This is a genomic window from Streptomyces sp. NPDC052109 (assembly GCF_040680195.1).
Lineage (GTDB): Bacteria > Actinomycetota > Actinomycetes > Streptomycetales > Streptomycetaceae > Streptomyces.
Window position 1 is genome coordinate 21,731 of sequence record NZ_JBFAWF010000002.1, and the last position, 20,918, is coordinate 42,648.

The window sequence follows — 20,918 nt, forward strand, 5'->3', positions numbered from 1 at the left end:
CTGGCGGGGCCGGCCTCAGAAGAGGCTCAGCAGCGCCTCCGCCGGGTCGGTGAGCCCCGCCTCTCCGCCGGGCAACGGCAACTCGAACCACACCGTCTTGCCGCGAGGCGTCCGCCGCGAACCCCACGCCGCGCTGAGCAACCCCACCAGCTGCAGCCCCCGGCCGCCCTCGTCCGTGTCCCGGGCACGCCGCCGGCGAGGTTGCACCAACCCGCTGTCCCACACCTCGCACACCAGCGTGCGGTCCAGCAGCAGCCGGAGCCGTATCTCGCCCTCGCCGTACCGCAGCGCGTTGGTGACCAGCTCGCTGACGAGCAGTTCCGTGGTGTCGACCAAGGGCTCCAGATCCCAGCTCAGCAGCTGCGCCCGCGCGTACTCCCGCGCCCGCCCCACACTCCGTGGCTCGCGCGGCAGCGTCCAGTCGCCGACGGACTCGGCCGGCAGCCCCTGCACCCGGGCCATCAGCAGCGCGATGTCGTCCTCACCGTGATGGGTGTCCAACGTGTTGAGGACGTGGTCGCAGACGTCCTCCAGCGGGCGGGACGGATCGGTGAGCGCGCCCACGAACGCCTGCAGCCCCTCGTCCAGCGGATGGTCGCGGGACTCGACCAGGCCGTCCGTGTAGAGGGCCAGCAACGCGCCTTCCGGCAGCTCGACCTCGACCTCCTCGAAGGGCTCACCGCCGACGCCGAGCGGCATGCCGGGCGGCACGTCCAGCATCAGGGCGGGCTCACCCGGCTCGACCAGAACCGGCGGCAGATGGCCGGCGTTGGCGAACGTACAGCGTCTGGTGACGGAGTCGTACACCGCGTACACGCAGGTCGCGAGGTAGACCTCGGACAGGTCGGCGTCCCGTGGCTGGCGTGCCGTTCGGGTGGCCTGCTGGACACCCCCCGGCGTGCCGAGCCCCCGCGCGATCTCGTCGAGTGCGGAGAGCACCTCGGCCGGTTCGAGATCCAGCAGCGCCAACGTCCTGACCGCCGTCCGGAGTTCGCCCATGGCGACGGCCGCCCGCAGGCCGCGTCCCATTACATCGCCCACGACCAACGCCGTACGGTGACCCGGCAGTTCGATCACGTCGAACCAGTCACCGCCCACCTCGGTCGCCGCGTTGCCCGGCAGATAGCGGCAGGCGATGTCCAGCCCCGAGGCCTCGGGGTCGCCGGGCGGGAGCAGGGACCGTTGCAGTATCAGCGCCCGCTCGTGCTCCCGGCGGTACAGACGCGCGTTGTCGATGCAGACCGCCGCGCGCGCGGCCAGCTCCACCGCCAGGTCGCGGTCGCGGTCGCCGAACGGCTCGCTGCCCTTGGCACGGGCGAACTGGGCGAGCCCGACCACCGTGTCGTGGGCGACCATCGGCACGGCCAGCGTGGACTGCACGAGGCCCCCCTCCTCGGGGGGCACGGCCCGCGGCCGGGCGGTGCGCAGGGCGTCCGCGCAGGGTGAGTTGAAGGGGAAGTGGTGGACCGCGCCGACCTCGACGGGCTCGCCGGAGCCGGCGAAGGGGGCGCCGGCGACGGCGCTGGCGAAGGCGACGCGGCGCAGCTCGGCACTGCCGTCGGCGAGGCCGGGCGGGGTCTCGTCGCCGGTGAGCAGGCCCTGGTAGAGGTCGACGGTGGCGAGGTCGCAGAAACCGGGGACGACCACGTCGAGGAGCTCCCGGGCCGTGGTCTCCAGGTCGAGGGAGTTCCCTATGCGGGCGCCGGCCTCGTTGAGCAGGGCGAGGTTGCGCCGGGCGGCGGCGGCCTCGCGGGCGGCGGCCCGGCGGGCGGTGATGTCGGTGCCCAGCCAGGCGATGCCCATGGGCCGGCCGCTGCCGCCGTGCACGCGGTAGAGGTTGACGGACCAGTGCCGGCGTTCCTCGGAGTCGGGGACGTGACCCGTGACGTGCATGTCGGTGATGGACTGGCCGGTTTCCAGCACCCGGCGCAGGGTGGCCGAAACCCGCTCGGCCTCACCGCGCGGCAGGTAGTCGTGAACTCCCTTGCCCCGGTGGTCGTCCGGCGTTCCGCCGAAGATGGAGGCGAACCGCTCGTTGGCCCGACGGACTCTCAGATCCGTGTCGATCAGCAGGAATCCGAACGGGGACTGGCCGAATATGGCCTGCGAGGCGGCCAGGTCGGTCTCGATGCTGCGCAGGGTGCGGACGTCCACGACGATGCACACGGCGGCGTGGTCGCCCTCGGTGGTCCGGGTGGGCATGACATAGACCTCGGCGAGGCCCTCCTCGCCGCGCGCGCCGTCCTCCTTGTCCGGCATGCGGAAGGGCACGACGCCGGTCCACTCCCGCCCGTCGAGAATCTCGGCCATCTTGCGCTGGCCCCGCTCGCGCAGATCGGGGTCGACGAAGGCCTCTATGGGGTCCATGCCGACGGCGCGGGCGGCGGGGACGCCGAAGAGCTGCTCGGCGCGCAGGCTCCACTGGTCGACCAACCCGCCGGCACTGATGGAGAAGGACGCGACCCGGATGTAGTCGTAGATGGAACCGGGCGGACTGCTCTGCCACATGGCGTCGCCGGGTGCCGCGGCAGCTTCCGCGGCCCGGCCCCTCGCACCGTCCGACGGGTCCTCGGACTCCGTGGCCTTCGCTGGTATCCCGCTCACGCGAACCGTCCCCTCCAGCTCACCGCGTCCGGCACCGGTCACCGGGGGCGGCTGCCCGCAGTATCCAGCACTACGGCGCCGCACGACACGGTGTTCACGATCACAGCTCGGTCCAGATGTTTTTCGGACCGTGCGCGACAACACTCCCACTCTTCTAACCAGGGAACACGCCCGCGAATCACGCACCCCGTGGCCGATCGCGTGCCTGGAGCGCACGCTCGACGGATCACCGCCCGCCGTACACCCCCGTGCCCCCCGGATGCTTCCGGCTCACCCCGGCACCGCCAGTTCGAACCAGACGGTCTTTCCGCTCACGCCGGGCCGGGTGCCCCAGCGGCGCGAGGAGCCGGCGAGCAGTTGCAGTCCGCGGCCGCTCTCGTCCTCGTCGCGGGCGACGCGCTCGCGCGGCGGGTCGGGGAGCGGGTCGGAGACCTCCACCAGCAGCGCGTCGCCCAGTCCCACGGGGCGTACGAGCCGTACGCCGATGGGGCCGGTGGCATGCCGCAGCGAGTTGGTGACCAGCTCGCTGACCAGCAACGCGGCCAGGTCGGCGACGCAGTCGAGCTCCCAGCCGTGCAACTGGCCGCGGACCGCGGCGCGGGCGGTGCGCACGGCGCCCGGTTCCGCGGGAAAGGTCCACTCGGCGCAGTCGCCATCGGTGTCGATCACGCCGATCACTTCCCAGGCCAGCAAGCCCACCCATGTCCGGTTTCGTGGGGTTAATGGGCACATACCCGATATACAGGGGGCAGTACCGTGCAGGAGGGCGCACTGTGGCACGAACGGCGTACGGGGAGCTCAGCGGATGCCGGCCGTGAGCCGGGGGGCGACTTCGCGAACGGCGGGGACGTCCTGGTCCAGCCAGGGCACGTCCCAGAGCTCGGCCTCGGTGAGCCAGCGCAGCTCGTCATGGTCCTGCAGAGGCCTCGGCGCGGGTGAGCCGGGGCGCAGCCGGGCGGTCCACACCTGCAGGACATACGGCGCCCGCAGCGGCCACTGGCCGGGCACGCGTTCGACCGGCTCGGCCTCGATGCCGAGTTCCTCGCGCAGTTCGCGCACCAGGGCGTCCTCGGCTCGCTCGCCCGACTCGACCTTGCCGCCGGGCAGTTCCCACCGTCCCGCCAGGTCGGCAGGGGCGCTGCGGCGTGCGGCGAGCAGCCGGCCGCCGTCGAGCAGGGCGGCCCCCACCACCACGGTCCGGTCGGTCATCGGTGTCATGGGGCGGAGCCTACGGGAGGGCGCGGCAGGTCAGTTGCGGGCGCCGTCGCCGTTCTGCCCGACGCGCTCGACCCAGTAGAGCTGTTTGTGGCCTCGGTCGTCGAGGCTGTCGGCGATCTTCTGGGCCTCGGCGCGGGTCGCGTACCGGCCGACACGGTAGCGATTGCCGTTGTCGTCCTGCCGTATCACGATCCAGGGCAGGGAGACCGTCCCCTCACTCATACCCCCCACCGCCCCCGCCGTTCCTTCTCGCACCGCCCCACCCTCCCCCACGCTCGGCCGCTCCCCCACGCTCGTCTGCGCTCGCGCGAGAGGGGCCCCCGCCACGGAGGCACCCCCGTCCCGTCCCGGGCCCCCGCCGAGCCCCGCCTGAGGAAACCGCAATCCGCATATGCCCGAGCGTACGCCCAACCTTCACGCAGCGAATACGTCTTTTCACAAAGAGGTACGCAACCAGCCAGAACACAGGGGGCGCACGGAAGCGAACGCGCCGTCGTGAGCGCCACCGTCCCGCGTCGGGGGCATATCCGAGTGGCCCCTGGTCACCTGCGAAAACGGCCGAATTGCGGCGGCAGGCCACCCCCGGCGAAGGGGCGCGCGACGGGCCCTCCCCCACCGGACCACGCCGAGGGTGTGCGCTACCTCACTGGGGGGCGCGCATTCGTTCGCGCTCTCCGCCGCCCGAGGGCCTTTCCGCCCTCACAGGACCGCCCTCATTTCACCGGCAGGTGGTACGCCACCCGGTACCGGTCGGCCGGGATCACCACGTCGGCGGTTTCCACCGGGCGGCCGGAGGCGTAGTACGTGCGCTGGATGACGAGGACCACGTGACCGGGGACGCCACCGAGGACGTGCAGTTCCTCGGCGAGGCCGGGGCGGGCGCCGACCTCCTCGGTGACGTTGTCCACGACGACGTCGATGGCGCGCATGCGCTCGACCACGCCCATGCCGCCGAGCGGCCCCTCCTCCGGCAGCATCACGGGCGTGCGGCCGGTGACGGCGAGGGGCTCCCAGGAGGTGGAGAGCATCATCGGTTCACCGGCCTCCCGGAACAGGTACCTGGTGCGCATGACCCGGTCGCCGGTCTGGAGGCCGAGCCGCTCGGCGATGGCGGCCCCGGCCTCGGCCTGCTCGCTGCTCGACTCCCAGGTGCCGCGCACCGAGGCGTCGGCCTGCTCCTGCCGGAAGGGCGTGGCACCGGCGGCCGGGCGGTATCCGGAGCGGGCCACCAGGCGCGGCACCGGACGCTCGCGGACATACGTCCCCGACCCGGAGCGGCCCTCGACCAGCCCCTCGGCCATCAGCACCTTGCGGGCCTCCAGCGCGACCGTGTCCGAGACGCCGTACTCCTCGCGGATGCGGGCCTGGGAGGGCAGGCGGGTGTGGGGCGGCAGCGAACCGTTGACGATCTTCTTGCGGAGATCACCCGCGACACGCAGGTACGCCGGCTGCTCACCGAAAGTCACTGGCCGCTCCCATCAGGTTGTACAGACAGCAACAGCCTGGCAACCGTGGGTTGTGCCATGCAAGCAAAGGCCAGAGAATCACTCGATGTGATGACATGGGGTGCGCGGGGGCTTTACCCAGGCACTTTCCCCTTATAGATGCGCGCGCCGAGCCGCCTTCACACGTCCGTCCGGCACGCCGGCAATCCCCGCGGCCCGCCCGGCGGTTGGGCTCCGGACGACGGAAGGTACATCCCCCCGGACACGACCGAGGTGGCCGATACGGCCCTTGTGGCTGGTGGGGGCCGGGAGGCGGGGGCACGGACACGGGTACCGTGCTCCTGGGTCGGGCGGCGCCGGCGCGGGACCGGCGAACGGCCGGTGGGCGGGCCGACGTACGACCGGGCGCAAGGTGAACGGGGCACGAACGGGGGCGGAATGAGCGTGGGCACCCTGACCGGGGGCCGGGTGGGCGGCGAGGTCGTCCGGGCGGTGAACGGGCAGACGCGGCGGTGGGCGGCGACCGTGCGGGGCGGCACGGTCCTCTCGGCGACCGGGGTCTGGCCCCTGCTGGCCTTCCTGGCCGACGGCGCGTCCGGCCCGGCGCGGGCGGAGCTGGCCGAGGCGCTCGGGGTGCCCGCCGACCAGGCGGCCGGTGCCGCACGGGAGTTGCTGGCGGCGCTCGGCTCGGTGTCCGGGCTGGACGCGGCGCTCGGGCTGTGGACGCATCACGCGCTCGCCCTCCGGGAGGAGTGGCGGTCCGGGCTGCCGGCCGGCACCTACGGGACGTTCGGGGACGACCTCGTCACCGCGCAGGAGCGGCTGGACGCCTGGGCGGCCGAGCGGACCGGCGGGCTGGTCGAGCGGATGCCGGTGACGCTGACCCGGGACGCGCGGATGGTGCTGGCCGGCGCCCTCGCGCTGCGCACGACCTGGCGGCAGCCCTTCGCCGAAGTGCCCCTGAGGCCGGACGCCGGCCCGTGGCAGGGCCGCACGCTGCGCGGACTGCACCGGCGGAGCGTACGACCGGACCGGGTGGGCGTGGCGGGCACCCCGGACGGCTTCGTCACGGCGCTGACGGTGCCGGGCGACAACGGCATCGACGTCCATCTGGTGCTCGGCGAGGAGCGGATGACGCCGGGCCAGGTGCTCACGGCCGGCGTGGGGATCGTGGAGCGGGCGCTGCCGCTCACCGGGGGCGGCTCGCTGCCGCAGGGACACGTGGGACCGGGCCTGCACGTGGCGCAGGAGCCCGCCGTCGAGCCGGTGCCGCTGACGCTGGACGTGCGGACGGTGGCGTACGAGGTGCGCGCCGATCACGATCTGCTCGCCCTGGCAGGGCTGTTCGGCCTGACGGCGGCGGCGGACGCCCACCGCGCCCACTTCCCCGGCATCAGCGACTTTCCGCTCGCGATCGGCCAGGCCCGCCAGTCTGCGCTGGCTCAGTTCGGGTCGCTGGGCTTCCGCGCGGCGGCGGTGACGGCCGTGATGGCGGCGCCGGGCAGCGCACCGCCCCAGTACCGCTACGAGTCCACCGTCGTCCGGGCCGTCTTCGACCGCCCCTTCGGCTTCCTCGCCGTCGACCGCGAGTCCCGGCTGGTGCTGGTGGCGGGCTGGGTGACGGACCCGGCGCCGGAGCCCGTCACGCACTTCCCGGGCGCTGCTCCTCGAGGACTCTGACACAGCGGGCGAGCAGCCCGGTCAGGGCGTCCCGCTCCGCCTCGGTGAACTCCGCGGCGAGGGCCCGCTCGACGCGTACGGCGGCGGTGTCGGCGCCGGCGAGGACGGCACGCCCCTCGTCCGTCAGCCGGGTCTCCAGGACGTTCCGGTGCCATTCGTGCGGGCTGCGGGTGATCAGGTCGCGGTCCTGGAGGTTCTTCAGGACCGTGTTCATGGTGGGCGGGGTGACCCCGCACAGCCGCGCCAGGGCGGCGGCGGAGATGCCGGGGTGCTCGGCGAGGTGGAGCAGCGCGGCGTACTGGGCGACGGTCAGTCCCGCCGGCTTCAGCACCGCCGTCTTGGTCGCGTTGAGGGCCTGCTCGGCCTGCTTGAGGTGGGAGCCGAGACGCTCGGACGCGGGCATGGAGGTCACGCGGCCACATTAATGCCTGGGCGAGGACGGGCCCCCTGAGCGACCATTAATACACTGGCATACATTAGAGCTCTAATATATGTTTGCACCCGTCCCGCAGTGAGTAGCCGAACCGAGAGGCACTGGCGTGTCCCGTTCGATCCACCGCCGTACCGTCCTGACCGGCGCCGCCGCCGCGGCCGTTGCCCTCGCCGCGCCCCGAGCGACCGCCGCCGCCGGCCCCCGCGTCACCACGGCCTTCACCCTCCCCGACGACCGCGCCTACCCCGAGGGCATCGCCCTGGACCCGCGTACGGGCGACGCGTACGTCGGCTCCTTCACGACCGGCGCGATCTACCGGGCCGCCACCGGCAGCCGCACCGCCGATGTCTTCCTGCCGGCCGGTGCGGACGGCCGCACCACGGCCAACGGCCTGAAGGCCGACCGGGCCGGCCGCCTGTGGGTCATCGACCACACCACCGGGATCGACGTCTACGACCTGCGCGACCGCTCCCTGCTGGCCCGCTTCGAGGTGCCGGCGGGCGACCCGCGCTTCCTGAACGACCTGGTGATCGCCGCGGACGGCACGGCGTACGTCACCGACAGCGTGCGTCCGGTGCTCTACCGGATCACGCCGGCAGAGGTGGCCCGCGGTGGCCGCGCTTCCCTCACCGCGCACTACGACCTGAGCGGTGCCGTACCGCCGCGCTCGCCGGACGCCTACGCCCTCAACGGCATCGTCGCCGACCCCACCGGACGCCTGCTGTTCGTGGTCGACATGACCGGCGGCGGCCTCTACCGGGTCGACGTGACCGACGGCTCGGTACGCCACGTCACCCTGCACGGCGGCGACTTGGTGAACGGTGACGGGCTGGAGCTGTCCCGGCGCACCCTGTGGGCCGCCCACAACCGGACCAACACCCTGACCCGCTGGCACCTCTCCCCGGACGGCACCGAGGCCCGCCTGGGCCGCACCCTGACCGACCCCGCCCTCCAGATCCCCACCACCCTGGCCCGCGCCCGCCACGGTCTCCTCGTCGTCCGCTCCCAGTTCGACAAGGGCGGGCCGATGGGGCCGGGGACGCCGACGCCGCCGTTCACCGTGGCACGGGTGACGGGGATGTGATCTCCCTCCGCCGCGGAACGGTCGCCTCTCGTGTCACCCGGCGGACCCACCCGAGCGGCGGTCACGCCACCGGGTGAGCAGCCACAGGAGGTTGACGCCACCCAGGGTGACCAGCACGGCCGCCGAGTCGGCGGTGCCCGCGAGGCCGTGCCCCGGCCCCAGGCCCCGCGCCGCGCCGACCAGCAAGGTGATGTCGACGGGAAGGGTGACGGCGGCCACGAATGTCAGACAGGCCACCGTGCCGACCACGAGGACGACGCTGTAGAGACGCACGGCCCGGCGTTCGTGCGGGGGCAACCGGGTGCTCGGGTCACCGGCCCCGGTGGCCCCGCCGGGGCGCCGCGAACGCACCACCCGCCGGAACGCGTACCGGGCGTAGGCGAGTCCGTCGCCGTACAGGTTCCGGCAGCCGGTGACGTCCTGGAGGACGAAGTAGAGGTCCGTGCGCGTGAACACCATGAGCTGGAAGGGCAACGGCATCAGGGCCACCAGCAGGGCCGCGGCCAGCAGCCGGTGCGCCGTCGTCCCGGTGTCCGTCAGGGCGAGGGCCAGGACCAGGGACGACGCGACGGACAGGTTGAGGGCGATACCGGCCAGGTAGGCCGTCAACCGGTGGCGGCGGGGCGCGAGTTCGATGCCGCTGATGTCGGTCTGCATGACGAGGAACTGGAGCCGGGTGCCCAGCCGCATCCTCCCCGGCACGCCCACGGCCCGGGCGACGACCAGGTGCGCCAGCTCATGGGCCAGCACCAGCGCCCACCCCGCCGCCGCCCCGCTGAGCAGGATCAGGCTGCCGTGCGGGCTCCACAGCAGGTCGCGATAGCCCGGCAGCAGGTCGGGACGGCGGATCAGGACGACGACGGCGGCCAGCAGCAGCGCTCCGACGAGCACGGGGAGCGCCGGATGCAGGACGAACCGCACATGGCGGGGACGCAGCCACGGCAGTGACGGGGGCGGCGGTGCCGCGTCCGGAACCGGGTGGTCCCCGATCCGCGCCACGAACCCCAGAGCGGTCAGATCCCCGACGAAGTCCGCGATCTCGAACTCCTCACCGGTCTCGGTACGCAGCATCCGGGCCGTGCCGGCCACGCTCAGCCCCCGCCCCAGGAGTTCCACCGCACGTGCTCCGGCAGCCGGCAGGGCGACGAAGGTCCGGGTGGCCATACGGCCCACGATCCACTCGTCCCCGTCACGCCGCACCGCCAGGTCGTGCAGGAGTACGCGGGTCGACGGCTCGATCCGGGGACGGTCCTCCGCCGCGGTGTGCGTGGGCGTGTCCGCATCCGTCATGAGAGGTCCCGCGGTCCCGGGATCGCCGCGTGTTCGGCTCCGCAGGCGGGGCAGTCCGGGCGCCGGTCCGTGCGTTGCATGATCGGTTCGCCGGGCGTCATGAGGTTGAGGCCGAACCGGCACCCGGGGTCGACCGGCGGGATCCCGCACAGCAGCATGAGAGCGGCGTGGGCCAGCAGACTGCCGGACAGGCCCGCGGTCACGGCGTTGACCGGGTTCCACGGCATGCGGGGCGAGGCGACCTCCTCGTCCTGGCCGGACGGGAGCCGCAGATCGCGTCGCTCGATCTCGGCGTCGCGCAGGCACTCCCAGCACGCGCCCCGGCCGGGCGTGAAGACCCCGACGCTCACCAGGGGGCCGCGATACCCGGCTTCGGCCCACGAGGTGCCCAGGGCCAGGCAGACCTGGTTGGCCCAGCGGCGGATCACGGCCGGACGGTCCGCGGCCAGCAGCAGTACGTCGTACCCGGGATCGCCGCCCGGGCCGCCGGGGGCGCGGGTCAGCAGCTCTTCGAGGTCCGCCGGCCCGCGTACCTCGCGGCGCTCGCCGGTCACCGTCGCGTCCGAGTTCAGGGCGCGCAACGCCGTCAGCGCCGCGTCGATCTTGGGTGTCCCGAGGTCCTGCTCGCGGAAGAGGGTCTGCCGGTTGAGGTTGGACAGTTCGACGACGTCCGGTTCGACGCAGTGCAACCGCCCCACGCCGGAGGCCACCAGGTCCCGTGCGGCGGCGCCGCCGGTACCGCCGACGCCGACCAGCAGGATCCGGGCACGGCGCAACCGCAGCTGGGGCTCCCAGGCGCTCTCCCTCGGCCGGAGGTCCATCCAGCGCAGCAGGGGCATGCCCCTGCTGTACCGCTCGCGTTCCCGCTCGGACAGCTCCGCCGGTGGCGCGGCGCCGGCATCCTCCACGTACCCGGCCAGGGTCAGGTCCGTCATCGCCTGGACGATGTCCGCATCCGGCAGCCGCGGTCCCGGGTGGCGACGGGACACCTCGGCGACGATGTCCGCGGCGCTCCGCGTACCGTCCATGGCCTCGACCAGCGTCCACACCCAGCCGTCGGGATCCCTGACCTCGGCACCGATGCCGTGCACGACGCTGCCGATCCGCACGTGGCCGTCCACGGTCCGGTAGGCCCGGTGCTCCGGCTTGATCCGAGGACGCCTCATCGCGGGCACCGTCATCTTCGCGCCAATCTCGTCAGCCCCAACTCCCTCGAACAGAACGGACATTGACAAGGGTCACCGGCGGAGCGAACGCTGGCAAGAGCACATCAACCACTGCACGCCACGGCAACCACCGGGAGGACGCGACATGCCGAACAAGATCGAAATCCGTCCGCTGGACAAGAAGGAGACCACCAGCGACAGCGGTGGCAACGGCGGCGCCTGATCGGACGCGGATGATGGGCCGTTACCTCACGGTCGCTGAAGTCGCCGACTCGGCGCGGCAGTTGGTCTCCCGATACCCCGGGACCGGCCGCCTGCGCCGGATCGGGGCGTCCCGCGCGGGCCGTCCGATCCTGATGCTGTCCGTCGGACACGGGCCGCGTCACGTCCTGGTGGTGGCCCGACCGCACCCTGACGAGCCGGTCGGCGGCGCGACGGCGCTGGCGCTGGCGGAGCAGGTGGCACGCGGCGACCGGCTGTCCCCGGCGACCGACCCCGCGCTCGCCACCTGGGACATCATTCTGTGCCTGGACCCGGACGGCGCCGCGCTGAGCCGGGGAATCGAAGAGGCGACGGCCGGCCCCGACCACACCCTGGACCACTACTACCGCACCGCCTACCGGCCGGTCGCGGCGGAACAGCCGGAGTGGGCACCGATCGAGTCGCGGCAACTCCCCGAGAGCCAGGCGTTGTTCGATGTCATCGACGAACTGCGGCCGTTCCTCCAGTGCTCCCTGCACGGCGTCGAGGCGGGCGGCAGCTGGGTCCAGTCGACCCTCGACCTCCCCGCACTCGCCGTACCGTTCCTGACGTCCGCCACGGAGCTCGGCATCCCGGTCCAGCGCGGCACGTTCGACGCCCTGTACTGGGAGAACCCCGGCCCCGGGATCTACGTCCTGCCTGCGCCGGACAGCACCCACCGCCTGGCGGCCGGGTCCGCGAACATCGCGTCGTCCACCTGGTGCGCACCTTCCCGGTACGGCGGCGTCACGGCGATCGTGGAAGTGCCCATGTGGGCGAGCGACCTGGCCGACGACCTGTCGCCGCACCCGGAAGCCGATGCCGTACTGCGCGATCTGGCCGCTCTCGTACGGGACGGCGGACGCCGGGTGACCGCCGTGCTCGACAGGGCGCGCCCCTTCCTGCCCCCGGCCCAGGACAGCCCGCCCAGACGTGTCCTGGAGTGGATGGCCGACGGCCTGTACGACCTGGTCGCCGACTCCTGGGCACCGCTCGCCCGGCAGACGGCCGGCGGTTCCCGGCGCCTGACTACGGCCCAGATCTGTGCCCTGGACATCGTGGCCCGCCGCCAGCCCCTCCGCGCCGCAGGCCTGCTGCTACGGCTGCTGAAGGCGTCGGACGACACCGCCGCCCCCCTGCTGCACCGCGAACTGGACGAACTCTTCACCACCTGGTGCACGGACTTCGAGAAGGCCCTGCGGCTGCGCTGGGTACCGGTGCGCCGCCAGGTGGAACACCAGGCACGCACGGTCGTGGCAGCCGCCGAGAGCGCGCTGACGGCCGTGCGGTGACCCGGCGGCCCCGTCGGCTGCGTCCGGCACCCGCCTCCTGCTCGCGGGCGACACCGCCTACCCCCAGGAGGACGCCGGACGCCCGGTGCCCCACCCCGGGGAAGCACCTGTCCCGCAGGCCCGGCACCTGGCGGTACCCATGGGACGCCGAGCACCGGTGGCCGGGTGCTCGACGCGAGGCTCGGCGAGGTATCCGGCTCGCCCCCTACGAGATTCCCAAGGCGGTCCATGTCGTGGCAGCCCTGCTCACGACGGCCGGCGGCACGATCAGGCGCCGCGACCTCGCACCGCCGCCGGGCAGGTGACCCGTGCTCAGATCAGGCCCGCCTCGCGCGCCCGGCTGACGGCCTCGACCCGGTTGCGGGCACCGAGCTCGGCCAGGGCCCGCTGCCAGTAGGTCTTCACGGTGTTCCGCGCGAGGCCCAGGGCGCGGGCGATCTCCGGGTTCGTGCGCCCCCGGGCCACCAGCTCCAGGATCTGCCGCTGGCGACGCGTCAGTGAGTACGCCGGCTGCCGTCCTCCGCTTGCCGGTTCGGCCATGCCCTGATCCCGTACGGCGGGCCGGCCGCCGGCGGGTCCGCCGACCACCCGGCCCAGGTCCGCCGTGCGCTGTTCCAGCCGGGCCAGGACCTCGGCCACCGCCGGATCGTCCCCGGCCAGGCCACGCAGTTCACCCAGAGCCGCGCCGACCCCGTGGACGCGGGAGGCCACCTGCTCATGCAGCCAGGTGGTGGTGTCGAGGTCCCGGCGGGCGAGCGCGGCCGCCAGCACCTGGTCGTACTCGTCGGCCAGCCGCAGAGCCTGCTCGAACTCCCGGGCCCGCGCGGTGACCGCGTCGATCCGGCGGTCGCTGAACCGTCCGGGCGAGCGCGCGCCCACGGTGACCACACCGAGGACCCGGCGCCCGCGGCGCACCGGGACCGCGAGCATCCGGGCGATCGACTCACCGGCGACGATCCGGTCGAAGTCATGGGTGATGGTGTCGGCCGCGAAGTAGTCGTCGACGAACTCGGGCCGCGCGTTCACGGCGGCCATGCCCGTCAGTCCGCGCCCGGCCGCGACCACGAGCCCCGGCAGGGCCCGGGTGCGCGCGCCGTGCACCTGTTTGAGCACCAGCCGGCCGTCGGCCGGGGCGGCGTACCAGGCCACCTCGCCCGGCTCGGCCGCCGCCGTGAGCACACGGGTCGCGGCGGCCCGCCGCACCGCGTCATCGGACACCGCCGCTCCCCTCGGTCACCGGCGGAGGGCCGCTTCGACGTGCGCCGGTTGCCGGGAAGCTCCCGCCGTCGCGGCCCCGGCACTCCTCCACGGCACACCGCTTCCGGCCCACGGACCGGGAACCCGGGTTCATACGCCCTCCTCAGATACGGGTGATCGGTGCCGCGCGTCCGGGTGTGTGTTCCCGCCCCACCTCCGGCACGCGCAGGATCGCTGCGGCGCCGAGCAGACCGAGCGCCGCCAGGGTCAGGTACAGCGCGGGATAGCCGCCGAGGGCGATCAGCGCCGGGGCGGCGAAGGGGACCAGCGACTGGGGCAGCGCGACGGCGATGTTGATGATGGCCAGGTCCTTCGCGGTGTCCTCGGCCCTGGGCAGCACCCGCATGCACAGGGCGAGGTCGACGGCGAGGAAGGTGCCGACGGCGAAGCCGAGCAGACCGGAGGCGGCCAGGACCGTGGTGACGCTGGCGGCGGTCGACATCAGGACGAGGGCGGCAGCGGCCGCGATGCCCGAGAACACGACGAAGGGCCGTTGCTTGCCGAGCGCGTCGGAGGCGTATCCGGCCAGCGCGCTGGAGATCCCCAGGCAGACGACGCCGACCAGGCCGATCTCGAGGGTGACCGTGCCGACCCTGGCCTTGCTCACGTCCAGGTGCTGCATGAGGAAGAAGGCGGTGTAGCCGCTGGCTGAGTACGTGCACATGATCAGGAAGCGCACGAGCCAGGCCCAGCCGAACGCGGGATACCGGTACGGGTTGAACCAGAAGGTGCCGGCCAGGGTGCGCAGGTTCAGCGGCGGTTTCGGCTCGGTGCCGGGCGGGTCGCGGAACAGCAGCACCGCGACGAGGGTGGTGCCGAAAGAGCCCACCGCGAGGGCGAGCCACTGGGCCGCCGCGCCCGCCGGGAAGGCGTTGGCCGCGGCGATGCCCGCGATGGGGCCGATCGCCGCGACGAGCCCGACCAGCCCGGACACCAGACCGCGCTTGTCGGGTGCGACCTGGTCGGCCATGATCGCGACGTTCGCGGCGAACTGGAAGTTCCCCGCCGCCTGCGCCAGGCACCACAGCAGGACGACCTGCCAGACCGCGGTCGTCACGGTCATCGCCGCGAGCGCGAGGGCGAAGACGAGTGACCCGGTGAAGATCCAGGTGCGGCGCCTTCCGAAGCGTGCGCGGGTGCGGTCGGAGAGACGACCGCCGATCGGGGTGGCCACGACCGCGCAGAGCGCGCCGAATCCGGTGACCACTCCGAGCGCGGATCGTGCGCCCGGGCCGGCGATGGAGTCGAGACGGAGGACGAGCAGCAGTTGCAGGGGGGTCGTCAGAGCGGCGTAGAAGCCGAGCTGGGTGAGCAGCATCGCCGGGACGAACCGGCGTATGGGGGTGACCTGGGCGCTGCTGTCTTCCCGCCGGGCCAGCGGGACGTGCTGGGCTGTCATGTGCACTCCTTCGTGCGAACTGACTGGGTGATGCGTCGGCTTGCCCATGCGACTCATGTGGGGTGGTCAGGGCGTAGGGGTGGCCTGAACGTGCTTGGCGGTGGGGGTGCCGGGCTGCCCCGCAGGGCCGGCACCCGCTCGTCCGCTGCTCTTCCGGCGGGTCAGGCGGTGCGGGGTCCGGCCCGACCCGCGACGGCCGACAGCGCGTGCGCCGTCAGGACCGGGGCGGGGAGTTCGCCGTCGAGCCGGACGACGTCGGGTTCGTCCGAGGAGGGCGTCTCCAAGGTGGCGTACTGATCGTCGACGAGGGAGGCGGGCATGAAGTGCCCCGGGCGGTCGGCCACCCGCCGGCGTGCTGTCGGCGGCGTGATGGCCAGGTGGAGGATGAGCAGCGGTCCGGAACGTCGCAGCCGGTCGCGGTAGCCATGGGCGAGAGCGGAGCACGCGACGATCCCGCGGGGTGTCGCCTCCAGCCAGGCCGCGACGGCGTCGAGCCAGGGGATGCGGTCCTGGCTGGTCAGGGGTTCGCCGCGGGCCGTCTTCGCCACGTTGGCGGCACTGTGGAAGCTGTCACCGTCGCGGAACCCACGTCCGAGGTGGCGCCCGAGCGCGGAGGCGAGAGTGGTCTTGCCGCTTCCGGCGACACCCATCACGACGATGCCGCGGTCGTAGGGGGTTCGCGCCCTCACCAGTCGTGGACCGTTCCGTCGAGGGCGAGCCGGTTCACCGGCAGGTACGCGCCCTGGTACGGGAAGGCCGCCGCGGCGTCGAGGTCCATCTCGACACCCAGGCCCGGCTGGTCACCGGGATGCAGGAGGCCGTCCTCGAACCGATAGCCGGTCTGGAAGACCGCCAGCGTCCGCGCGCTGTGGTGCATGTACTCCTGGATCCCGAAGTTGTGGATCGCAAGTCCCAGGTGCAGAGCGGCGGCCATGCCGATGGGGGAGATGTCGGTGGGGCCGTGCATGCCCGACTTGATCTGGTGCAGGGCGGCGAAGTCGAGGAGCTTGCGCATGGCCGTGATGCCGCCGGTGTGCGTCACCGCCGAACGGACGTAGTCGATGAGCTGCTCGCTGATCAGCGTCTGGTAGTCCCAGACCGTGTTGAACACCTCGCCGATGGCGAGCGGCGTCGTGGTGTGCTGCCGCACCAGCCGCAGGCCGGCGGGGTTCTCGGCCGGAGTGCAGTCCTCCAGCCAGAACAGGTCGTACGGCTCCAGGCTCCTGCCCAGCCGCGCCGCCTGGACCGGCGTCATGCGGTGGTGCCCGTCGTGCAGCAGCGGCAGTTCCGGCCCGTACTTGGCCCGGACGGCCTCGAAGACGGTCGGCACATGGCGCAGATAGGCCCGGGTGTCCCACTGCTCCTCGGTCGGGCGGGCGGCGGCACGCGCCGGTTCGTAGTCGTAGCGCTCTCCGCTGCCGCCGCCGGCCACGCCGTAGACCTGGCCGAGACCGGGGACTCCCGTCTGGATGCGTACGGCCCGGTATCCGGCGTCGAGGTGCTGGTCGATGGAGTCGAACAGCTGGGGCAGGTCCCCTCCGGACGCGTGGCCGTAGGCGAGGAGCCCCTTCCGGCTCGCACCGCCGAGCAGCTCGTACAGCGGCATCCGGGCGTACCTGGCCTTGATGTCCCACAGCGCCACGTCCACCGCGGCGATGGCGGCCATCGTGACGGGGCCACGGCGCCAGTAGCCACCGCGGTACAGGTACTGCCAGGTGTCCTCGATCGCGCCGGCGTCGCGGCCGATCAGCACCGAGTTCACGTGATCGCGCAGGTAGCTGGCGACAGCGAGTTCGCGGCCGTTGAGCGTGGCATCGCCCCAGCCGACCACGCCGTCCTCGGTCTCCAGCCGTAGACTCACGAAGTTGCGGCCCGGGCAGGTGACGACGACTTCGGCGGATGTGATCTTCACTGACTTGCCTCTCGGATCCGAGAAACATCCTCTTGGTAGGACGTTTCTGGCCGCCAAGCTAAAATGAAGGATGTTTGGTCGTCAACCATCTGACAGGAGGCTGTCTCCCGTGGCTGCGCGGACCCGGGGCCAGGCCGTGGCCCAGCAACTGCTCGACGACATCACCTCGGGGGTGTTCGAGCAGGGCTCGAAGCTGCCCCCGGAACGCGAGCTGATGACGCGCTACGGCGTGGGCCGGAACTCGCTGCGCGAAGCCGTCCAGAGCCTGGTCGCCACGGGCGTCCTGGACGTGCGCGCCGGCGCCGGGACCACGGTTCAGATGATCGACGGCAGCTCCGCCATCACGCAGAGCTTCACGGCCGCGATGCTGCAGGACGCGGCCGTGGGCGAGATCCTCGAACTTCGCGTCCTGCTCGAGGCCGACGCGGCGGCCCGCGCGGCCGAACGTGCGGAAGAGAGCGAGTTGCAGGAGATCCGCGCCACGCTGGCCGCCTACCAGGACGCCGTCCGCCGCAACGAGGACCTCTACGCGCGAGACGTCGCCTTCCACCGCGCGATCGCGGCGGGCGCGCACAACCGCCTGTACCTCAGCGTCATCGACACCACCGCCCAACTGCTCGAACGGTTCATGCGCGCCGCCCACCACACCCCCGCGGACGTCAAGGCGGCGGCCCAGGAGCACGCCCTGATCGCCCACCACGTGCTCCTCGGCGACGCGGAGTCGGCCGCCGCCGCCATGCGGGCCCACCTCGTGTCGAGCAACGAGCGGCGCAACCGGCGCGACGAGGCCGCGTCACCCCGGGAGGCGGACAGCTTTCCCGCGAACCCTTGACGCCACATCGGGCTCAAACCTATGGTCCCATCGATAAATCAAACATCATCAAACATCCCATCTATAGCGAGGATGGATGACCATGGAGCTCGACGCCCCCGTTCGTGCCCTGCTCGACCAGTACCGGTCCATGGCCGGCGGGGGCGTCAGCCTCGACGACCTGCCGACGATGCGCGGCATGTTCCAGGTGCCGGACCTGTCCGACGGGCCGGTCGAGGACGTCGAGATCAGCGACGTCGTGATCGGCGACGTCCCGGTCCGGCTGTACCGGCCGCCGGGCGGCGGCGGCCTGCCGCTGCACGTCTACTTCCACGGCGGCGGGTTCGTCCTCGGCTCGGCGCTGTCCGGAGACCTCGACGGCCTGCTCTCCCGGCGTGCCCTCGACGCCGCGTGCCTGGTCGCGTCCGTCGAGTACCGGCTGGCACCGGAACACCGGTTCCCCGCCGGAGTCGACGACTGCTACACCGCGCTCACCGGCCTGGCCGCGGACCCCGCGGGGTACGGCATCGCGCCCCACGCCATCACCGTCGGCGGCTCCTCCTCCGGCGGGAACTTCGCCGCGGCCATCGCCCTGATGACCCGGGACCTGGGCGGCCCCGCGCTCGCCCTGCAACTGCTGGAGATCGCCGGGACCGACCTGACCAAGTCCTCGGCGGCCTGGCGCAACCCCCGCCCCGAACACGACACCACCCGCGAGACGGACCTCGCGATGGTCGACCTCTACCTCTCCTCGCTCGCCGAGCGCACCCACCCGTACGCGTCCCCGCTGTTCGCCCCCGACCTCGAGGGCCTCGCGCCCGCGTACTTCATGAACGCGGAATTCGACCCACGCCGCGACGAGTGCGAGGCCTACGCGGTCAGGCTGCGCGACGCCGGTGTCCAGGCGGTCAGCCGGACCATGCCGGGACACATCCACGGATCGGTGACCCTGCCGGACTGGCAGCCCGCACGCGACTGGCGGGCCACAGCCAACGCGGTCCTGGCCTCGGTCAACGCCACCGCGCGAGCCGGCCGGCCCGTCCAGCTCACCGCTTCGTAGCACCGACGAGGGCAGGCCCCACGGCACTCGCGTCGGTCACGCAGGCCCCACGGCACTCGCGTCGGCACGAGGGCCGGGCAGCCGCCACCGGCGAGGGCAGGGTGAACGTGCTCTCCCTGTCGGGGCCGTGTGTGCGCGCTGGGCCGGGCAGGACGCGGACTTCGTCCGCGAGACCCCGACCTGGTGGGTGACAAGTGGAGCATGCTGGTCATCGGCGCCCTGGCGGCCGGCGACGCCCGCCGGTCGGACCTCGCGACCGGCGACGCCCGCCGGTTGGACCTCGACACGGCGATCCCCGCCGTCTCCCGGCGCATGCTCACCCGCACACTCCGGGCGCAGGCGCAGCAGGCCGCCGGGCCGCACTCGGAGGGCTCCGCCAAGGCATCGCACAGGGGCCCGACGCTCCCGCGTCGGGCCCCTTCTGACCTGCATCTTTGCCAGATCGGCGACGTGGTGGAAAGTCACCCGCCAGACGTTGCAGCGGAACGTCCACCACAACGCTCTCACCTGCGGAAACGAGCTTCTGAGAGATCCAAGTCAGCACAAAATCAGCAGGGGCGGCAGGCCCGAGGGGTTCAGGACCCAGGAAGGCGGTCGCCCCTTGACGATCTCGTGGCCCTGACCTCGCCGAGTCGCTACGGTTGAGCCATGACCGCACTGCCCGACTGGATGCGCCCGCCGCGCGCGGAAGGATGGTTCGCGGAGGACCTGGACCGCCTCCCCGAGGCACCCCGCCACACCGAGCTGATCGACGGAGCCCTCGTCTTCATGATGTCGCCCCAGCGGTGGTGGCGTGGCCACCTCGTCACCATGCTCACTGTCGCCCTCATGGAGCAGGCGCCCAGCGATGTCAGCGTCGGCCGCGAGATGACCATAAAGCTCGACGAGCGAAACCGGCCCGAGCCCGCTCTACTCTTGACGTCGGCCGCCTACGACGGCGACCGCACCTGGTTCACGCCCGCTGAGGTGCGGCTCGTCATCGAGGTCGTCTCACCCGAGTCCGCGCACCGGGACCGCACGGTCAAGCTCCGCAAGTACGCGGAGGCCGGCATCCCGCACTACTGGTGCATCGAGGACGAGGCCGGCGCCCCCGTCGTCCATGTCTATGAACTCGACGAACCGACTGGCGCCTACGCGCCCGCCGGCATCTTCCGGGGCTCCCTGAAGCGGCCTGTGCCATTCGAGATCAGCCTGGATCTCGACAAGCTCACCCCGCCGAGGAGCAAGTAGGAGTCAGCACCGACTCAGCACGGGAACGCAGAGAGGGCCGGACTCACAGAGCCGGGCCCCCTCTGACCTGCATGTTTGACGAACTATTTAGCACAGGGTAACGAACCGCTCACACATTGAACCGGAACTTTCAAGGAGGGCCATACAGCCCAGTAATCCCAAGGGTTCCGCCCTCTCTCAGGCTGCCAAGTCACCACCGAATCACCACCGTCTGGCGAACTGCCACTCAGGCAGCCACAGCCAGGGAAACCGGCGAAGTGGGGCGAAGCGCACTCTGGATCACGACGCACGATGTGAACGCGCCCCTTGCACTTCCTCTCTCCGCGGAGCCTCTTCAGGTCTTCCACATACGGAGATGCGTAAGTCTCAGGGTCAATCCGTTTACCGGCTCGAAAGGCTTCTATCTCGTCGGTCTCTTGGGGAACGAGATACTGAGGCAGTGTCTCAAGCCTCCATGCTTCTGCCTGAAAGTCTCTGAGAGTCTTCAGCCACTCCTCACCATCCAAGAGCACGAATAGCCTCCCGAAGAACACTCTCGGGGATCTCCACCAGGCCCTCACCCTCAGGCGGGGTGAACGCTTCTGAGACATCGCCCTGGACGACGAGAGTCCCCCTTTTGGTGAGATAGACGTTCGGGCAGTCGTTCTCTCCGCATTCCCCATTGCCATTGCCGGTGAGACGGGTCAGTTCCTCGCGTGCCATACGCACCCCCTGAGTGGTTGCCCCGGTTGGGCCGTCGCGTACGACGGTACGAGGCCCACGCAGGGCCGCCTATGCACTCTCGCGACTATGCGCGT

General features: G+C 72.2%; 21 protein-coding genes. 7 read left to right on the forward strand and 14 right to left on the reverse strand.

Translation table 11 applies throughout. From position 1 onward, the window contains the following. Nucleotides 1-15 precede the first annotated feature (15 nt). The 5 genes from AB0L59_RS05565 to AB0L59_RS05585 form a co-directional block, all read right to left on the reverse strand. Nucleotides 16-2,604, reverse strand: a complete 2,589-nt coding sequence (locus AB0L59_RS05565; protein ID WP_365579575.1) for a SpoIIE family protein phosphatase — start codon at nucleotides 2,602-2,604, stop codon at nucleotides 16-18. A 270-nt stretch (nucleotides 2,605-2,874) separates the two neighbouring features. After that, nucleotides 2,875-3,303: an ATP-binding protein gene (locus AB0L59_RS05570; protein ID WP_365579577.1), complete on the reverse strand. Its 429-nt coding sequence runs from the start codon at nucleotides 3,301-3,303 to the stop codon at nucleotides 2,875-2,877. Nucleotides 3,304-3,402: 99 nt separating this feature from the next. Further along, a complete protein-coding gene (locus tag AB0L59_RS05575) occupies nucleotides 3,403-3,813 on the reverse strand; it encodes a (deoxy)nucleoside triphosphate pyrophosphohydrolase (protein ID WP_365580925.1) in 411 nt (136 codons plus the stop codon). A 39-nt stretch (nucleotides 3,814-3,852) separates the two neighbouring features. Further along, a complete protein-coding gene (locus AB0L59_RS05580) occupies nucleotides 3,853-4,044 on the reverse strand; it encodes an SPOR domain-containing protein (RefSeq protein WP_365579579.1) in 192 nt (63 codons plus the stop codon). A 491-nt stretch (nucleotides 4,045-4,535) separates the two neighbouring features. Then, nucleotides 4,536-5,288 (reverse strand): GntR family transcriptional regulator, encoded by a 753-nt coding sequence (locus tag AB0L59_RS05585; protein ID WP_365579581.1) that lies wholly within the window; start codon nucleotides 5,286-5,288, stop codon nucleotides 4,536-4,538. A gap of 417 nt (nucleotides 5,289-5,705) precedes the next feature. Between AB0L59_RS05585 and AB0L59_RS05590 the strand changes: the two genes are divergently transcribed. Continuing rightward, nucleotides 5,706-6,947, forward strand: coding sequence for a serpin family protein (locus AB0L59_RS05590; RefSeq protein WP_365579583.1), 1,242 nt, complete (start codon nucleotides 5,706-5,708; stop codon nucleotides 6,945-6,947). On the opposite strand, the gene AB0L59_RS05595 is transcribed toward AB0L59_RS05590, so the two are convergent. After that, on the reverse strand, nucleotides 6,910-7,350 hold the full coding sequence (locus AB0L59_RS05595; protein ID WP_365580926.1) for a MarR family transcriptional regulator: 441 nt from the start codon (nucleotides 7,348-7,350) through the stop codon (nucleotides 6,910-6,912). The genes AB0L59_RS05590 and AB0L59_RS05595 overlap by 38 nt on opposite strands. A gap of 136 nt (nucleotides 7,351-7,486) precedes the next feature. Here AB0L59_RS05595 and AB0L59_RS05600 point away from each other — a divergent pair, with 136 nt between their 5' ends. After that, nucleotides 7,487-8,464, forward strand: coding sequence for a superoxide dismutase (locus AB0L59_RS05600; protein WP_365579585.1), 978 nt, complete (start codon nucleotides 7,487-7,489; stop codon nucleotides 8,462-8,464). Between the two features lie 33 nt (nucleotides 8,465-8,497). Here the strand turns inward: AB0L59_RS05600 and AB0L59_RS05605 are convergent, their stop codons facing one another. Both AB0L59_RS05605 and AB0L59_RS05610 read right to left on the reverse strand, forming a co-directional pair. Further along, complete coding sequence (locus AB0L59_RS05605) at nucleotides 8,498-9,754, reverse strand: hypothetical protein (RefSeq protein WP_365579587.1); 1,257 nt, start codon at nucleotides 9,752-9,754, stop codon at nucleotides 8,498-8,500. Next, nucleotides 9,751-10,935, reverse strand: a complete 1,185-nt coding sequence (locus tag AB0L59_RS05610) for a ThiF family adenylyltransferase (RefSeq protein WP_365579589.1) — start codon at nucleotides 10,933-10,935, stop codon at nucleotides 9,751-9,753. Before AB0L59_RS05610 ends, AB0L59_RS05605 begins: the two co-directional genes overlap by 4 nt. 221 nt (nucleotides 10,936-11,156) lie before the next feature. Here AB0L59_RS05610 and AB0L59_RS05615 point away from each other — a divergent pair, with 221 nt between their 5' ends. Then, on the forward strand, nucleotides 11,157-12,452 hold the full coding sequence (locus AB0L59_RS05615; RefSeq protein ID WP_365580927.1) for a M14 family zinc carboxypeptidase: 1,296 nt from the start codon (nucleotides 11,157-11,159) through the stop codon (nucleotides 12,450-12,452). Nucleotides 12,453-12,764: 312 nt separating this feature from the next. On the opposite strand, the gene AB0L59_RS05620 is transcribed toward AB0L59_RS05615, so the two are convergent. The 4 genes from AB0L59_RS05620 to manD all read right to left on the reverse strand — a co-directional run bounded on the left by AB0L59_RS05620 (nucleotide 12,765) and on the right by manD (nucleotide 17,020). Next, on the reverse strand, nucleotides 12,765-13,670 hold the full coding sequence (locus AB0L59_RS05620; RefSeq protein WP_365579591.1) for a LuxR C-terminal-related transcriptional regulator: 906 nt from the start codon (nucleotides 13,668-13,670) through the stop codon (nucleotides 12,765-12,767). Between the two features lie 142 nt (nucleotides 13,671-13,812). Continuing rightward, nucleotides 13,813-15,108: an MFS transporter gene (locus tag AB0L59_RS05625; protein ID WP_365579593.1), complete on the reverse strand. Its 1,296-nt coding sequence runs from the start codon at nucleotides 15,106-15,108 to the stop codon at nucleotides 13,813-13,815. A 161-nt stretch (nucleotides 15,109-15,269) separates the two neighbouring features. After that, entirely contained in the window at nucleotides 15,270-15,797 is a 528-nt protein-coding gene (locus AB0L59_RS05630; RefSeq protein ID WP_365579595.1) for a gluconokinase, GntK/IdnK-type, read from the reverse strand. Next, nucleotides 15,794-17,020 carry a D-mannonate dehydratase ManD gene (gene manD, locus AB0L59_RS05635; RefSeq protein ID WP_365579597.1) on the reverse strand — a complete coding sequence of 409 codons (1,227 nt, stop codon included), beginning with the start codon at nucleotides 17,018-17,020 and terminating at the stop codon, nucleotides 15,794-15,796. Before manD ends, AB0L59_RS05630 begins: the two co-directional genes overlap by 4 nt. A gap of 109 nt (nucleotides 17,021-17,129) precedes the next feature. Here manD and AB0L59_RS05640 point away from each other — a divergent pair, with 109 nt between their 5' ends. The 4 genes from AB0L59_RS05640 (at nucleotide 17,130) to AB0L59_RS05655 (ending at nucleotide 20,121) form a co-directional block, all read left to right on the forward strand. Beyond that, nucleotides 17,130-17,852: an FCD domain-containing protein gene (locus tag AB0L59_RS05640; RefSeq protein WP_365579599.1), complete on the forward strand. Its 723-nt coding sequence runs from the start codon at nucleotides 17,130-17,132 to the stop codon at nucleotides 17,850-17,852. 76 nt (nucleotides 17,853-17,928) lie between these two features. Next, nucleotides 17,929-18,891, forward strand: coding sequence for an alpha/beta hydrolase (locus AB0L59_RS05645; RefSeq protein ID WP_365579601.1), 963 nt, complete (start codon nucleotides 17,929-17,931; stop codon nucleotides 18,889-18,891). Between the two features lie 183 nt (nucleotides 18,892-19,074). Next, a complete protein-coding gene (locus tag AB0L59_RS05650; RefSeq protein WP_365579603.1) occupies nucleotides 19,075-19,536 on the forward strand; it encodes a winged helix-turn-helix transcriptional regulator in 462 nt (153 codons plus the stop codon). Between the two features lie 3 nt (nucleotides 19,537-19,539). After that, nucleotides 19,540-20,121: a Uma2 family endonuclease gene (locus AB0L59_RS05655; RefSeq protein ID WP_365579605.1), complete on the forward strand. Its 582-nt coding sequence runs from the start codon at nucleotides 19,540-19,542 to the stop codon at nucleotides 20,119-20,121. Nucleotides 20,122-20,204: 83 nt separating this feature from the next. Here AB0L59_RS05655 and AB0L59_RS05660 read toward each other — a convergent pair whose 3' ends face one another. Next, nucleotides 20,205-20,711 carry a DUF6879 family protein gene (locus tag AB0L59_RS05660; RefSeq protein ID WP_365579607.1) on the reverse strand — a complete coding sequence of 169 codons (507 nt, stop codon included), beginning with the start codon at nucleotides 20,709-20,711 and terminating at the stop codon, nucleotides 20,205-20,207. Further along, entirely contained in the window at nucleotides 20,617-20,823 is a 207-nt protein-coding gene (locus tag AB0L59_RS05665; RefSeq protein ID WP_365579609.1) for a hypothetical protein, read from the reverse strand. The genes AB0L59_RS05660 and AB0L59_RS05665 overlap by 95 nt, the downstream gene beginning before the upstream one ends. Between the last annotated feature and the right edge of the window lie 95 nt (nucleotides 20,824-20,918).

What these genes read in the sequence shown, in the direction of transcription:
- AB0L59_RS05615 (WP_365580927.1), top strand. Translation starts at nt 11,157, where the DNA reads ATGGGCCGTTACCTCACGGTCGCTGAAGTCGCCGACTCGGCGCGGCAG.
- AB0L59_RS05590 (WP_365579583.1), top strand. Translation starts at nt 5,706, where the DNA reads ATGAGCGTGGGCACCCTGACCGGGGGCCGGGTGGGCGGCGAGGTCGTC.
- AB0L59_RS05625 (WP_365579593.1), bottom strand. Translation starts at nt 15,108, where the DNA reads ATGACAGCCCAGCACGTCCCGCTGGCCCGGCGGGAAGACAGCAGCGCC.
- AB0L59_RS05660 (WP_365579607.1), bottom strand. Translation starts at nt 20,711, where the DNA reads ATGTCTCAGAAGCGTTCACCCCGCCTGAGGGTGAGGGCCTGGTGGAGA.
- AB0L59_RS05595 (WP_365580926.1), bottom strand. Translation starts at nt 7,350, where the DNA reads ATGCCCGCGTCCGAGCGTCTCGGCTCCCACCTCAAGCAGGCCGAGCAG.
- AB0L59_RS05580 (WP_365579579.1), bottom strand. Translation starts at nt 4,044, where the DNA reads ATGAGTGAGGGGACGGTCTCCCTGCCCTGGATCGTGATACGGCAGGAC.
- AB0L59_RS05665 (WP_365579609.1), bottom strand. Translation starts at nt 20,823, where the DNA reads ATGGCACGCGAGGAACTGACCCGTCTCACCGGCAATGGCAATGGGGAA.
- AB0L59_RS05575 (WP_365580925.1), bottom strand. Translation starts at nt 3,813, where the DNA reads ATGACCGACCGGACCGTGGTGGTGGGGGCCGCCCTGCTCGACGGCGGC.
- AB0L59_RS05610 (WP_365579589.1), bottom strand. Translation starts at nt 10,935, where the DNA reads ATGACGGTGCCCGCGATGAGGCGTCCTCGGATCAAGCCGGAGCACCGG.
- AB0L59_RS05645 (WP_365579601.1), top strand. Translation starts at nt 17,929, where the DNA reads ATGACCATGGAGCTCGACGCCCCCGTTCGTGCCCTGCTCGACCAGTAC.
- AB0L59_RS05605 (WP_365579587.1), bottom strand. Translation starts at nt 9,754, where the DNA reads ATGACGGATGCGGACACGCCCACGCACACCGCGGCGGAGGACCGTCCC.
- AB0L59_RS05655 (WP_365579605.1), top strand. Translation starts at nt 19,540, where the DNA reads ATGACCGCACTGCCCGACTGGATGCGCCCGCCGCGCGCGGAAGGATGG.